The 14,510-nt window shown below is 35.7% G+C and carries 15 protein-coding genes and 1 pseudogene; 11 read left to right on the plus strand and 5 right to left on the minus strand.

Features of this window, described 5'->3' with window-relative positions:
• Both C4E06_RS04445 and C4E06_RS04450 read left to right on the plus strand, forming a co-directional pair.
• Positions 1 to 237 (plus strand): annotated as a pseudogene (locus C4E06_RS04445) (hypothetical protein); the annotation flags it as partial.
• Between the two features lie 887 nt (positions 238 to 1,124).
• The gene (locus C4E06_RS04450; protein ID WP_107666994.1) at positions 1,125 to 1,865 is read left to right on the plus strand and encodes a DUF2993 domain-containing protein; all 741 of its coding nucleotides are present in this window, start codon (positions 1,125 to 1,127) and stop codon (positions 1,863 to 1,865) included.
• Positions 1,866 to 1,973: 108 nt separating this feature from the next.
• On the opposite strand, the gene C4E06_RS04455 is transcribed toward C4E06_RS04450, so the two are convergent.
• A complete protein-coding gene (locus C4E06_RS04455; RefSeq protein WP_107666995.1) occupies positions 1,974 to 3,182 on the minus strand; it encodes a 4-hydroxy-3-methylbut-2-enyl diphosphate reductase in 1,209 nt (402 codons plus the stop codon).
• Positions 3,183 to 3,366: 184 nt separating this feature from the next.
• On the opposite strand from C4E06_RS04455, the gene C4E06_RS04460 reads away from it, so the two are divergent.
• Complete coding sequence (locus C4E06_RS04460) at positions 3,367 to 3,714, plus strand: c-type cytochrome (protein ID WP_107666996.1); 348 nt, start codon at positions 3,367 to 3,369, stop codon at positions 3,712 to 3,714.
• Between the two features lie 7 nt (positions 3,715 to 3,721).
• Here the strand turns inward: C4E06_RS04460 and C4E06_RS04465 are convergent, their stop codons facing one another.
• Together C4E06_RS04465 and C4E06_RS04470 are read right to left on the minus strand one after the other, a co-directional pair.
• A complete protein-coding gene (locus C4E06_RS04465; RefSeq protein WP_107666997.1) occupies positions 3,722 to 4,027 on the minus strand; it encodes a DUF3082 domain-containing protein in 306 nt (101 codons plus the stop codon).
• 28 nt (positions 4,028 to 4,055) lie between these two features.
• Positions 4,056 to 6,119, minus strand: a complete 2,064-nt coding sequence (locus tag C4E06_RS04470; protein ID WP_107666998.1) for a prolyl oligopeptidase family protein — start codon at positions 6,117 to 6,119, stop codon at positions 4,056 to 4,058.
• A gap of 235 nt (positions 6,120 to 6,354) precedes the next feature.
• On the opposite strand from C4E06_RS04470, the gene C4E06_RS04475 reads away from it, so the two are divergent.
• The 3 genes from C4E06_RS04475 (at position 6,355) to C4E06_RS04485 (ending at position 8,409) form a co-directional block, all read left to right on the plus strand.
• Complete coding sequence (locus C4E06_RS04475; RefSeq protein WP_107666999.1) at positions 6,355 to 7,533, plus strand: glycosyltransferase family 2 protein; 1,179 nt, start codon at positions 6,355 to 6,357, stop codon at positions 7,531 to 7,533.
• A gap of 128 nt (positions 7,534 to 7,661) precedes the next feature.
• Positions 7,662 to 7,991: a hypothetical protein gene (locus C4E06_RS04480; RefSeq protein ID WP_107667000.1), complete on the plus strand. Its 330-nt coding sequence runs from the start codon at positions 7,662 to 7,664 to the stop codon at positions 7,989 to 7,991.
• A 139-nt stretch (positions 7,992 to 8,130) separates the two neighbouring features.
• A complete protein-coding gene (locus tag C4E06_RS04485) occupies positions 8,131 to 8,409 on the plus strand; it encodes a hypothetical protein (protein WP_107667001.1) in 279 nt (92 codons plus the stop codon).
• Positions 8,410 to 8,536: 127 nt separating this feature from the next.
• Here C4E06_RS04485 and C4E06_RS04490 read toward each other — a convergent pair whose 3' ends face one another.
• Entirely contained in the window at positions 8,537 to 9,298 is a 762-nt protein-coding gene (locus tag C4E06_RS04490; RefSeq protein ID WP_107667002.1) for a COP23 domain-containing protein, read from the minus strand.
• 395 nt (positions 9,299 to 9,693) lie between these two features.
• Here C4E06_RS04490 and C4E06_RS04495 point away from each other — a divergent pair, with 395 nt between their 5' ends.
• The 5 genes from C4E06_RS04495 (at position 9,694) to csaB (ending at position 13,954) form a co-directional block, all read left to right on the plus strand.
• Positions 9,694 to 10,353, plus strand: a complete 660-nt coding sequence (locus C4E06_RS04495; protein ID WP_107667003.1) for a DUF2301 domain-containing membrane protein — start codon at positions 9,694 to 9,696, stop codon at positions 10,351 to 10,353.
• 10 nt (positions 10,354 to 10,363) lie between these two features.
• Positions 10,364 to 11,041, plus strand: coding sequence for an ElyC/SanA/YdcF family protein (locus C4E06_RS04500; protein WP_107667004.1), 678 nt, complete (start codon positions 10,364 to 10,366; stop codon positions 11,039 to 11,041).
• Between the two features lie 44 nt (positions 11,042 to 11,085).
• The gene (locus C4E06_RS04505) at positions 11,086 to 12,036 is read left to right on the plus strand and encodes an arsenic resistance protein (RefSeq protein WP_107667008.1); all 951 of its coding nucleotides are present in this window, start codon (positions 11,086 to 11,088) and stop codon (positions 12,034 to 12,036) included.
• Positions 12,037 to 12,205: 169 nt separating this feature from the next.
• Positions 12,206 to 12,742, plus strand: coding sequence for a DUF421 domain-containing protein (locus C4E06_RS04510; protein ID WP_107667005.1), 537 nt, complete (start codon positions 12,206 to 12,208; stop codon positions 12,740 to 12,742).
• Positions 12,743 to 12,919: 177 nt separating this feature from the next.
• The gene (csaB, locus tag C4E06_RS04515) at positions 12,920 to 13,954 is read left to right on the plus strand and encodes a polysaccharide pyruvyl transferase CsaB (RefSeq protein WP_198648311.1); all 1,035 of its coding nucleotides are present in this window, start codon (positions 12,920 to 12,922) and stop codon (positions 13,952 to 13,954) included.
• A gap of 139 nt (positions 13,955 to 14,093) precedes the next feature.
• Here csaB and psb34 read toward each other — a convergent pair whose 3' ends face one another.
• Complete coding sequence (gene psb34 / locus C4E06_RS04520) at positions 14,094 to 14,264, minus strand: photosystem II assembly protein Psb34 (protein WP_107667007.1); 171 nt, start codon at positions 14,262 to 14,264, stop codon at positions 14,094 to 14,096.
• Positions 14,265 to 14,510: the final 246 nt, after the last annotated feature.

Here is a 14,510-nt window from a genome sequence, read left to right on the forward strand (position 1 = left end):
GAAAAGTTAAAAGAAAAAAGTATAAGAAAACAATTTTTATATGAATATTTAATCCAAAAACAGTTAGAAAAAAATCAAGATCAATATAGTGATCTCAAGATACAAAGTCAATTTGGAATTCCTGGGTTTCGTTTAGACTCTTTCAGTAAAAAATTAGATTTTATGGATGATTATATTAGTTTATGGAAAATTGATTTTGAAACCATCGCAAATGAATATATTTATGGAGAAATATAAGGTTACTCTAAAATAATTATCTTTAATTTTTATTAACTGCTCTTGACAAAAAACTCACTTATCTAGATTAAAACATTACTGTAGGGTGGGCATTGCCCACCTTACTATATTAATGAAAAACAAGCGATCGCCCATGGGTGCGTTGCTAGTTTTTGAATAATATATATGTTCTTAATGGCGATCGCTCATTTTTGGATAATAAAAGTGTACTAAACCAACTCATAGTTAACTGAGTTCAAACTTAATTAATAAGCGATCTCAATCGTTTGAAATTATCAAAAATTATCAGATAACCCCTTGCGAAATCTAAGTTTAACCTTTATAATAAAAGTAACAGAAAAATAATTTAGTTACTCGTAATAGAAAACTAACTTTCATCGTTTAAAAAAGTTGGTTTTTGATGTGAAGGCAAAATAATAGTCTCTTAGAGAAGTTATGAGAAATAACCCATCTCAATGAATTTAGACAAGTCTATATTTGTCTAGTTTGTGCTGACTATAACCGCTTTAACTGAATCCATGCTGTTGATGATAAATCCAATTCCAGACGAAAAATATAAGCACCATGAAAACCCATCCTCACCTACTTTTGATCGATTTCAGCCTTAAAAAAGTTTATCACTTTCTTCTCAGTTATATCAACTATTTTTTCATGCTGTCTCATTATGTTCATACGTAAGTGTGCATTGAGAGAACAGCGTTAGAAAATATGTGTTATTTCTGACATTCAAAACAATCTACCAAGCTTATCTAAGCTATTACTTAGAATAATAGCTTAGATTTGCATATGTTAATATTTCTATCGTCTGACAGAGGGAAAATTTAGCGGTTTTTCCTATCATCTAAAAAACAATTAACAATTATGGGTTAAGCAAAAGTAAGACAAATATGTTAGGAACAGAAAAACTCGGCGAACAGACATTAAACACCATTGCCAAATTAGCGTTATCCTCTCAACTCAAAGATTCAGATCATTTAGAGGTTACGGTTAAAACGTCTCCAGAAAAAATTGTCAATGGTGAGGTTGAATCCCTTTTAATCGAAGGTAAGGGATTGGTGATTGAAACCGACTTGCGGGTAGAAAGTTTAGAAATCGCTATGAAAAAAATTGCGATCGATCCTCTCAAAGCGTTAACCGGCAATATTGAACTAACCCAACCCACCGTAGGAACTGCACATTTAACCTTAACCCAAACCGATCTAAATCGCGCTTTCAACTCTCCGGACCTCAGAACCAAAATAGATGTATTAGATACCTACTTATCCAGAGGAGAAACCAAAGTAACGGTTCCCGAAAAAAGATGCGAACTGTACGAAAACGGAACCGTAGGAGTAGAAACCTTAGTCAAGTTACAACCGTCAGGAGAAACCCAAGACGTTGCCTTTACCACCACTCCTAAAATTGCTGAAGGGGGTAGAAGTGTTATCTTAAAGGATATTGACTACGCACCAGGAAAAGAAGTATCAGAGGAGTTAACGGAAGCTTTTTTAGAAGTAGCCAGAAAAATGCTCAATTTGAGTCACTTTGAAAAACAAGGTCTTGCTTTACGCATTAATCATCTTAATATAGATGCTGATAAAATTACCCTTTCTGCAGCAGCGGATATTACTCAATTTCCTACACTTTAAGAAACTGTTCCTATTTAACACAAAAGGTGGGTTACGACGGATTCTTATATTCCTGTGATAACCTAAATTGTAGCCGTCTAACCCACCCTACAAGTCTTACAAGTTAATTTACACTAAAACGCTGGCATTCTTTTCTTCAAAAATGCGCTCAATTACTGCTTCTACTACCTTGTCAGGGGTGGATGCGCCAGAGGTTACACCGACAATAATTTTACCGTCAGGTAGCCAATTTTCCTTAGTTTCTATATCTTTTTCTAAGGGTTTATGTTCAATTTTATTTCCTGGCAAAATCCGTTTTTCGCTATCAATATGATAAGAATCAATTCCTTTTTCAATAGAAATTTCTTGTAAATGAGTCGTATTAGAGGAATTAAACCCACCAATAACGACCATTACATTAACCTCTTCTTCTACTAAATTTAACATAGCATCTTGACGTTCTTGGGTCGCATCACAGATGGTATTAAAACTCATAAAATGCTCGTTTAATTCAGTGGGGCCATACTTTTTCAGCATGGTGGTTTCAAACAGTTTCCCAATTTGTTCGGTTTCACTTTTTAACATAGTCGTTTGATTAGCAATACCCAAACGGATTAAATCTTTATCGGGGTCAAATCCTTCTGAATGGGCATTTTTAAACTTCTCTAAAAATTCATCTTTATTGCCACCATTGAGGATATAATCACAGACATATTGGGCTTCTTTGAGGTTTAAAACCACTAAATAAGTCCCTGCAAAAGAACTGGTAGCGACGGTTTCTTCATGTTTATATTTACCATGAATAATGGAAGTGTAATCTTTTTTCTTATGCTTTTCGACAGAGTTCCAAACTTTAGAAACCCAGGGACAAGTGGTATCAACAATAGTGCAACCTTTATCATTTAATAGTTGCATTTCCGTTACACTTGCGCCAAAAGCAGGTAAGATTACCACATCTCCTGTTTCTACGACAGAAAAATCTTTACTTCCATTAATGACTTCAATAAAACCAACATTCATTTCTAATAAACGCTGGTTAACTGAGGGGTTATGAATAATTTCATTGGTTATCCAAATCTTTTCTGTGGGAAAATGTTGACGGGTTTCGTAGGCCATAGCTACGGCCCTTTCAACGCCCCAACAAAAACCAAAGGCTTCGGCTAATTTAATGGTAACATCTCCTTCTTGCCATTGATAATTATTTTCACGAATTTTTTGAATAAGAGAACTTTGGTACTCTGTATTCATAGTTCCCATCACTTCGGTTTCATGGCCAAACCCTTTCCGGTGATAGTTGTTAGACTGTTGTAGAGAACGTTTAAAAGCTTTTGTATCCATAGGATGAGGTAAAGTTAATTATCTATTGTTCAATTATTTACTATCTTATCTCAATGAGCAAATTTATTCCTATATTGTGTATTTTAAGTAATATGGTCATTCAATCTATCAATCTGTTCAATAGATTTGGTATGATAATAAAGATAGTTTTTGAAAAAAATGTAGGTATTAATATTTAAAGTCAATGCAATTCAAAATTTACTCGATTTTTTTTACAGTAATTTTACTATTGTTTCTGGTCATTTCTCCAACTTCAGCATTAGCAGAAGACATGACAGACGGGGCTAAAATTTTTACTGTTCATTGCGCTGGATGTCATCCTAACGGGAAAAATATCATTAGACGGGGTAAGAATCTAAAATTAAGGGCGTTGAAAAGAAATAATGTTGATAGTTTAGACGCTATTATTAATCTAGTTACTTATGGCAAAAACAATATGTCAGCCTATGAAGAAAGACTGACACAAGATGAAATTAAAATGGTATCTCAATATGTGCTTGAACAAGCTGAAAATAATTGGAGAAACCCTTAAATTTTATTTAGCTTTCTGTTGTTTTTTCTTTCTGTAATAATAACTGAATTGCTAATAAAATTAAACCAAATGCAACGAAAAAGAAAACAAATGTACCTAAAGAAGCTACACCCGTAACTAGGGTTCTCACTAAAGAACCAATTCTTAACACCAACGTATTAGAAGAGGTTAACGGTTTGGTGGCGAAAGTTTGGATAATGGAAGCGGTTAAGGTGTAGAGTGCGTAACCTAACGCCCCTGAAATAGTTGCACCCATTAAACAGTTGGCAGGGGTGGGTTTTTTAGAGTTAGGTTTTTCTGAGGAGTCGCTCATAGGAAAAATTCCAATATTCTGACTGTAATTATACCATATTGATGTCTAAATTATCCACTAAAAAAGCCCACTTATCGGCAATTTCTTCTATCACTTTAGTGGTGGGTTTTCCTGCGCCGTGACCGGCTTTTGTTTCAATACGAATTAACACAGGTTTCTCTCCCTTATGAGCCTTTTGTAAGGCTGCAGCAAACTTAAAACTATGGGCGGGAACCACACGATCATCATGATCAGCCGTAGTAATCATCGTAGCAGGATAAGGAATATTTGGGGTTAAATTATGTAAAGGAGAATAAGCAAAAAGTGTCTTAAACTCTTCTTCATTTTCAGAACTTCCATACTCTGGACACCAAGCCCAACCGATTGTAAATTGATGAAAACGTAGCATATCTAATACCCCCACTACGGGTAATGCAGCAGCGTATAAATTGGGTTTTTGTGTCATGCAAGCACCCACTAATAAACCCCCGTTACTACCGCCTCCAATGGCTAATTTTTCAGAGGAAGTATAGTTATTTTTGATTAACCATTCAGCAGCAGCAATGAAGTCATCAAAGACAGTTTGTTTCTTATCTTTCATGCCGGCTTGATGCCATTCTTCACCATACTCTCCCCCTCCTCTTAGATTAGGAACAGCATAAACCCCTCCCATTTCCATCCAAACTAAGTTACTAATGGAAAAACTAGGGGTTAAAGAAACATTAAATCCCCCATAACCATAGAGATAAGTCGGGTTATTCCCATCAAGTTTTAAGCCTTTTTTATGGGTAATAAACATAGGAATTTTAGTTCCATCTTTACTCTCATAAAATACTTGCTTGATTTTATAATCTTCAGGATTAAAGTCTACCGTAGGTTGACGAAAAAGGGTACTTTCTCCTGTTACCATATCGTAGCGATAGACAGTTGTAGGTGTTGTAAAACTGGTAAAAGCATAAAAGGTTTCAGTATCCTCTTTTTTGCCGTTAAACCCACCGGCTGAACCAATTCCAGGTAAGCTTACCTCTCGGATAAAGTTACCTTGGAAATCATAAATTTTAATAGCGGATTTTGCATCTTGAAGATAATCACAAACAAATTGATTATTCAAAATACCAACATCTTCTAAAGTTTCTTCTGTTTCAGGGATGATTGCTTGCCAATTTTCTTTATATGAGTTATTGATATCAATACCAATTACTTTCCCTTTTGGTGCGTTTAAATCAGTCCGAAAATAAAACATCGAACCTTGATTATCAATAAAGCTATAGTCTGCTTCAAATTCATTAATTAGTTCAATAACTTGGGAATTTTCTTGACTTAAATCTTTATAAAAAACAAGATTTTTAGGATCAGTTCCTTTCCAAACACTGATGATTAAATATTGTCCATCCTCGGTAACTTTTCCACTGAAACCCCATTCTTTTTCGTCAGGACGATCATAAATTAATATATCTTGATCTTGAGACGTTCCTAACTTATGATAGTAAAGTTTTTGATAGTAGTTTGTGTCTTCTAATTTTGTTTTTTCATTGGGTTCATTATAACGACTATAAAAGAAACCTTGATTATCTTTTGTCCAAGATGTTCCGGTAAACTTAGTCCATTTTAGGTGATCAGATAAATCTTTTCCTGTTTCTATTTCTCTTACTTTCCATTCTACCCAATCCGATCCCGATGTGGATAAACCGTAGGTTAAATATTGACCATTTTCTGAGATAGATAACCCCGATAAAGCGACGGTTCCATCTTCAGATAAGGTGTTAGGATCTAATAAGATAGTGGGTTCATCATCTAAATTTTTGAGAGTATATAAAACACTTTGATTTTGTAAGCCATTATTTTTAAAATAGAAGTATCTTTCAGCTTTTTTGAAGGGAGTCCCATATTTTTCATAATCCCACAGTTTGGTTAACCGTTGTTTTATTTTTTCTCTAGCTGAAATCGTCGATAAATAGTCAAAAGTTACTTGATTTTGTGCTGTTACCCATGCTTTTGTTTCCTCAGAGTCTGGGTTTTCTAACCAACGATAGGGATCTTTTATTTCTACACCGTGATAAACATCGGTAATGTCTTGTTGTGGAGTGGTTGGATAAGAAAAATTGGGTGACATTTTAGATTTTTGAGTTAAAACAATAACTTACTAAGTTACTCCTATCTTCTCATACATACTAACTTCTATCTAATTGTTAAGTTTATTTTAAACTCTTCATAATGTCATCAAGGATGATGGGTAACCAGTCACCCAATAATTTATTTCTAACACTCGATCCATAAAGTCAAGAGTGTCATATAATTTACAAATATGCTTTTGTCAAGCTCACTTAACTTGAATCCACCATAATTTTATGTTTTTTTTAGAATCCCTCTTTATCTTACTTGCTTTTGCTTTATTCATTCCCATTGGCTTTTTGTTTGTTGAATTTTTAGCAACTCTATTTCCTTTTCAATCTAATTGTATTATTAATCAACCTATAAGACCTTCTGCAACCATTTTAATTCCTGCCCATAATGAAGCCAAAGTCATTACTCAATGTCTTAATAGTTTACTCCCTCAATTAACTGATAAGGATAAAGTTATTGTCATAGCAGATAACTGTACAGATAACACAGTAGATATTGTGAAAAATAAGGGATTAACCGTTATCGAAAGACAGAATAATGAACAGCGAGGTAAGGGGTATGCAATTGATTATGGACTTAAATATTTAGCAACTCATCCTCCTGACATTGTCGTTATTTTAGACGCTGATTGTATCATTACACCTCAGTCCCTTAATGCCCTTATCCTATCATCATATACTCAACAAAAACCAATACAAGGCACTTATTTAATGCAAACAACTGCTAATTTTTCTGTTAATGATCGAATTTCTGCCTTGGCTATTCTTGTTAAAAATTTCGTTCGTTCTTATGGACTAAAAAAATTAAATAGTCCTTGTTTATTAAATGGTTCAGGAATGGCTTTTCCTTGGTCAATTATATCTCAGGTTTCAACCGCTAATTGTCAAACCGTCGATGATATGCAGTTAACAGTGGATTTTGCTTTGCTTGGTTATCCACCTCGCTATTGTCCTGAAGCAAAAATAATGGGAAGATTAATGGAATATGAGGATGCAAAAAGTCAACGAAATCGTTGGGAGCATGGTCATTTATATCAGATTTTTAATCAAGTTCCCTGTTTACTTATTGCCGCTATTAAACAACAACGTTTAGAGTTATTTATACTTGCTTTAGAGTTGGCTATCCCTCCTTTATCAATCCTTGTTATTTTGTGGTTTATTACTGCAAGTTTATCATTAAATTTAACGATTATAGGTTTAATCAAATATTCAGTTTGGTTTCTTTTGGGAGAAGGATTTCTACTATTCATATCAATTATAGGTAGTTGGTATGAATATGGCCGTGATATTCTTCCTGCCAGGATTTTATTAGTTATTCCCAAATATATTATCTGGAAACTTCCTATTTATTTTGATTTCTTTTATCAAAATAAGGCCGTTTGGAATAGAACTGAACGGGATTAATATAATCTTAAAGCTTATTGGGCTTAATACTATTAAGCCCCTACGAATCGTATTTTAATAAAAATAGTTATTAAAATTGAACTATAATTATTATGCTAAAATAGCTGAAAATATAACTTTTAATCCTTATGACTAAATTAACCAGAAAAACAATAACTATTACCCTGACAATTATCGGTTTAATGACATTAACTACATCCATCAAACCTATCTTAGCTCATGCTGGTCATGATCATTCTCAACCTGACCCCAAAAATACACAAATTACTGAAGAAAATATACAATCTTCTCCGACTCCTGAATCTAAAAATGCTCAAAAATTAGAAAATCAAACAATTAATGTTACCTTAGAACAAACCAACCAATTTAATTTCATTCCTCAAACATCAGAAATCATCTTTTTATTGTTAGTTGCTAGTCCGGTTATTCTAAAAATGATTAAACAAAAACTATTATAGAATGATCTTATGGGTTACGAATTCTCTGACACAAGACGGTAGGGTGGGCAAAGTTTTCTATTTTATGGGCAGTCTAGATAAATTTCTGATTTGCCCACCCTATAAAGCTTAGAAAACTATATTATTATCTAAAAAAATGATGAATCGAATAAATATTAATTATTTACGTCAACTGCATTATAAATTTGCTCCTTTGATGATCTTTCCTTTATTATTAACTGTGATCACAGGAACCCTATTTCAAGTCGCAGTAGTAACAGGAAATGCTAATAATTTTATCTGGTTATTAGAATTGCATCGGGGAAAGTTTGGACGCATTAACCTAGAAATAATTTATCCATTTTTAAATGGTTTTGGTCTTTTGATGTTAGGCGTAACTGGGGTGATCATGTGGTTACAAATTCGTCCGCGTCACTAGAAGCTTTTAGGTTAAAATGTAGTCAAAAAAAAATTGCAAAAAAAAATAGAGAGTAGTAACACACTAACTCTCTAGCAAAAAAGGGAAAGAATATAAACATATTGTGCCTCTTTCCCTGCAGGTAAACCTACTCAACAATAGGAGGAAGTTTGGCGGGATCTTCTTCTAAACCACCAATGGCGGGGGAAATAGAATTATTGAACTGAGCAAGGGTTCTTTGCGCTTCAGCAAAGGTTAATCCGTTTTCAGGCTTCAATGTGAAGACAACGTTGTCGGTAGAAACGTTTTCAGGATCGTAGGACATAAAGATAACTCTTTCTCCATTAACGATACCTGTGGCCATTCTTTCAGTGAATGCTTGTGCAACACCTACAGGAGTGGTTTCACCAAAGGCGTAGGCGAGATTGGTTAAACGCGCACTAACGGTTTCACAACGGCTTTGGGGAGTGTATAACCCATCAGGATTACTAGAGGGACGATCTTCAGTCCATAGAATCATGGGTTGTCCAGTTAATTCACCCAATGCGATGTACTGAGTAGAAACATCCTCGCGTGAGTAAACGCCACCACTATAAGGGTTATGAGGATCAAAAGTGCTACCAACAGGCGCAGCTTTTGCAGGATTAAAGGTGATTTCTACTACCCGTTCTTCAGTGGCATAAGAGCCATCTGCTTGAGGAACACATTCAAAAGCTACTTTGCGGATGGTACGTTCAAACGCGCGAGGCCCAGGATTGCTCTCCCAATCAATAGGAGAAGGTGATCCTTCAGAAACCATTCTGGTTTCGGGATACTTAAAGTGTTGAGCTTGCGCTTCAGAAACGAATCCTAATGCGCCTACAGCGGCTAATGTACCTAAAGCAATAAACTTAACTGAATTGTTAACCATTTTGACCTCCAAAGAGTGTAAGGAGCAGTGTTTTCATAACAAACTGCTGTGTTATTCAAATTGCCCTAAACATAAAGTTTATGGGACTTTCACTACCTCACACCACACTTTATCGGTCGCTAAATTGTTTCTCTCTGCCTAGCACCTTACTTATTACTATAATTATTATAGCTCTTTAATTCTGTTCAGAATTTACATTCATAGCATTATTTTACAATTCAATCTTTGACAAGGGAATTCAATTAATAAACGTCTACTTTTTAAGGTATAATGTTATCTCAAATAATTGGCGATCCTAGGAAAATTTAAGGTGATTTTTATAATTAAAGAAAAAACACTTTCTTTCCTGTAAAAAAACGATACAATTTAATCGTAAACACAACCCAAAGCGAACGATGAAGACGACATCTGAACCCTTAGAAGTTTATCAAGGACAATTTGGACAATATACCATTACCCCAGAAGACCTAAGAGAAGTGAAAATTTATCGCGCCGGATTAATTTTATCGGCCTTAAGTTTTGCTGTGGGAAGTGGCCTAATTTTAGTCAGAGGAGGGACTTCTTTAACCCTTACTTTACTCACTCCTCTATTTACCTTATTTTGTCTTGGTTTGGGCATTAGCTTAATAACTATTCATATTTACTTGATCCCTCTCCATCGTTTCTTACAAGTCTGTTGGGGGATCGGAACCCTAAGCGCCATAATTCTGTCTATATATTGTCAAGAGCCACTCGGTTTATGGGTTTACCAAACTCCCCTTAGTTTATTGGGGATAGGATTTGTTTTCGTTGCCTTAACCGGCATCTATTTTAAAGAGGCCTTTTGTTTTAATCGCCTAGAAACAAAATTATTAACCCCCTTAGTTCCTATCCTTTTATTAGGTCATTTATTTGGGGTTTTGTCGGTGGACATCGAACAAGCTTTACTAGGAATCTGGGCAGGTTTATTTATTATCTTTGCTCTACGGAAAGCCATTCAACCCCTAACCCCTGATATTGGAGATAAATCCGTGTTTACTTACCTCAAACAACAACGATCTGCCTCGGTTTCTTAATCGATCAATCATGCTGTTATCGCAACTTCCTAATCAAAAATTTTGGGGATTACTAGAATATAAACCTCAATGGACATTAACCCTCCAAGGATGGTTATTTTTGGGTTTTGTACTGATTTCAGTCTTGATTAGTTTTGTCCTTTGTATTCATCCCTTTTTGAGGGTTTCTCGTCCTGTAGAGGCAGAGGTGATGGTCATAGAAGGATGGGTTCCCGATATAACCATAGAAGGGGCGATCGCCCAATTCCAAGAGAAAAACTATCGTTTGATGATCACCACAGGCAATGAGATTGGACGAGGTAAATATTTAAGTGACTATAAAACCTTCGCTGACCTAGCCGCCGCCACAGCGATCGCGTTAGGGTTAAATCGGGATCAAGTGGTTTCAGTTCCTAATAAAACTGTCTCTGTTAACCGAACCGCGGCCAGTGCTAAAGCGGTTAAACAATGGTTATTAAGTTCGGATTTGAATATTAAGGCCATTAACATCTATTCTCATGATGTTCATACCCGTCGTAGTTGGTTAATTTTTAGAACTTTATTAGAACCTGAGATCAAAGTGGGAGCGATCGCTTTTTCTCCTGCCTATTCTAAGTCTTGGTGGAAAACCAGTACAGGGATAAAATCGGTGATTATGGAAACTATCGCTTATTTTTATACTAAGCTGATTTGGCCAATGGAGAATTGATCTGTTTCGGTTTCAGACTTCTAAATACAAGGGAGGTTTCTGTCTTGAGTCGGCCTGAAAAGCTACAAACCCTATTAGTTATTGTTGCTATTTTTATTGGGCTAACATTGAAACACATTCATTGGTTCTCTGAACATGGGGTTTATTTGATTGTTCCGGCTCTAATGGTGATGCTCTATGGAGTCTTTTTGAATATTCCCTTTAATCGCTTAGCTAATGGGTTTCAAAACTACAAAGTAACTGGACTGAGCTTAGTAATCAACTTTCTCTGGACTCCCATTTTTGCCTGGGGACTAGGGGCAATTTTCTTAAGAGATAACCCCGATCTTTGGGTAGGACTAATTATGTTGATGGTGACACCTTGTACAGACTGGTATCTTATCTTTACTAGCCTTGCTCAAGGTGATGTTGCCCTTGCTACTGCTCTTTTGCCGTGGAATCTACTCTTACAAGTCATTCTTTTACCTGTGTACCTCTTAATCTTCGCTGGAAAACTGGTAAATATCAATGCAATGATTCTGCTTAAAAGTGTTGTGTTGGTTTTTGTCGTGCCGATGATTTTGGCATTTATCTCAAAACGTTTAATTCAACCACACAATCATATTGGATACCGCTTGATACACAAAATTGCTGCTAATCAATGGCTATTTCTTTGTGTGGCTATCGCTGCCATGTTTGCTTCGCAAGGAGAAATTTTGATTAAACAGTCAGAGTTACTACCAAAAATGCTGCTCCCGCTCTTAATATTCTTCGTGATTAACTTTTGGTTAGGTCAAACTATTGGACGTTTCGCTCACTTTAGCTATGAAGAAACCGCTTGCTTTAACTGCACAACCTTGGCTCGTAATTCGCCCCTTTCCTTAGCGATCGCTACATCTGCATTTTCAGATCGTCCCTTGATTGCTTTGGCGTTAGTCATTGGTGCCTTGATCGAATTACCTATTCTCGTTGTGGTTTCACAGATATTACTCCTATTGCGACCTAGAACAAAATAATTTTTAAATATATAATTAGTTATTAATTTAGATTAAATTTAAAGAGATTAATTCTTTTTTTTTATGCCTTTAGAAAGAGTTCTTTTATTCTAAAGATAGATGATTAAAGAAATATAATGTTAGAGCATAATAAAAGCGTAAATAGATATGAAAAAGGGATAAAGCCACTATGTTCAATAGTTTAAGTTATTTATTCAACACAGCCATTGTCGGAATTTTGGCCTATATTGGGGTCATCATTTTATTACGTATTTCTGGTAAACGAACCTTATCAAAATGGAATTCTTTTGATTTCGTTGTAACCATTGCCTTTGGTTCTATTTTAGCTGCCATGCTTTTGTCATCAAGCACCTCTTTAGCTCAAGGTCTTCTCGGATTTGGTTTATTAGTATTTTTTCAATATCTTTTGACTTGGATAGCGGCTCGTTCTTCGATTATACAAAAATTAATCAAAGCAAAACCAACGCTACTGTTATATCAAGGAAAAATTCTTGATTCTGCTATCAAAAATGAGCGAGTGAGTGAAGGAGAAATATTAGCTGCTATACGAGCTAATGGTATTTCAGCTATAGAAAATGTTGAAGCAGTTGTATTAGAAACGGACGGTAGCTTTAGTGTAATTCAGGAAAAACAGAGTAACTCTGATTCTGCTTTCAAAGATGTTCAAGGTTATAACTCCAATTTATCTAACTTAATTGTATCTTAAAGCCATCACTTCTGTGAGACTGATATCAACTTTCTTGATTAATAATAGAGAGTAAGAGTATGAGTTTAGGTAAGCATAGGATCTGATCATTATCTAAAAGAGAAAAATTAAGCTTGCAACCTGTAGAATTTAAGGTATGATTTTTATGTCTCTGGTTTTTTAATGATTAGGAGAAAAATGCGGGCAGTCATTAGTGGTTATTACGGTAAGGGAAATGGTGGCGATGAAGCTTTATTAATGTCGTTGTTGCAGATGTTACCCTCAGAGATTGAACCCATTGTCCTCTCAGGGAACCCTCGTAAAACCTATGAACAATATGGAGTTAAAACTTGTCCCAATCGTTCCGCCTTTGCTATTTTAGAAACCCTAGACAACGCTGATATTTTTATCTGGGGTGGGGGGAGTTTAATGCAGGATGTAACCAGTTTAGCCAGTCCTATTTATTATGCAGGATTGATGGCATTAGCTCAACAAAAAGGCTTAAAAACAATCGCTTGGGCGCAAGGAATTGGACCGTTAAATAGTCCTTTGACTCGCTGGTTAACTCGTCAAGTTTTATTAGGTTGCACGGCGATAAGTGTTAGAGATTATAAGTCGGCAGAATTATTGTCACAATGGCATATGAACCCCCTGATTGCCCCCGATCCGGTTTGGGCTTTAACGGCTAAATCAGTATCGGGTTTAGCGGATTTACCAGCCCCTAGAGTCGCTGTTAATTTACGCAGTCATCCCCTGTTAACCCCTCAACGTTTAAACATATTAACTCAAGCTTTAATTGATTTCCAAAAAGCCACTCGAACTTGTTTTTTATTGGTTCCATTTCAAGCTTCTCAAGATTTAGAAATAGCCCGTTCTATTGCTAAAAAATTACCCGGATCTTACCAAATTATTCAAGTCGAAAATCCTCGGGAATTAAAAGGAGTCTTTAAAGGGGTAGAAATGACCATCGGAATGCGTTTACATAGTTTAATTATGGCAGCGTCGGAAGAATGTAAATGTTTCGCCCTCAGTTATGATCCTAAAGTTAACTATTTAATGGAAGAAATAGAAATTCCTGGATGGGATTTAGATCAACTTCCTAGTGATCCTAATGTAATTAGTACCGCCTGGTTAGAATATTTTGTCAATGGTGAACCATTACTTAAAGATCGGATTCAGTCTTTAACCGATCGCGCTTTTATGCACCAAGATATCTTAAAAAAATTGATCTAATTTAAAAAAATAAAAACCCTTAGCTATTACACCAAGGGGGAAGGTAGGAGAAATCCAATGAAATGGAAACTGATTTGCTGAGATTAAGCTAGTGAACTTAATTTTTTACCGTAAAACTGAAAGTTTTTTTCTAGAAAAATTAACTAACGAGGGTGACAACAACCCCTAAGCCACTAATGAGTAATGCTGCGAAGACACCTTGTACTAAATAACCCCGTTGCTGCTGTTGTGTCGGATAAGCTGCATAATACATATCGGGTTCATTGGCAAAGTTATTGAGAATGCCGTTTTCGTCGCTGGTGGTGTACATGGTGTGTTCCTCGTTTGTCCCTATGTAAATAACTGTAACAGGCGATGTAAAACTTTGTAAAGTAGTCTTGACAAATAATTATTAATGCCTTTCATAAGGAAAAGTTATCAGGGCAGGAGAGACAGCAAAGGGGTTAACTCATATCTTGCACCTTCGACAAACCCCCCACACCCCCCACACCCCCCACACCCCCCACACCCCCCACACCCCCCTTTATAAGGGGGGCAGGGGGGGTTAGGGGCAGGG

Source organism: Cyanothece sp. BG0011 (assembly GCF_003013815.1).
Classification (GTDB): domain Bacteria; phylum Cyanobacteriota; class Cyanobacteriia; order Cyanobacteriales; family Microcystaceae; genus Crocosphaera.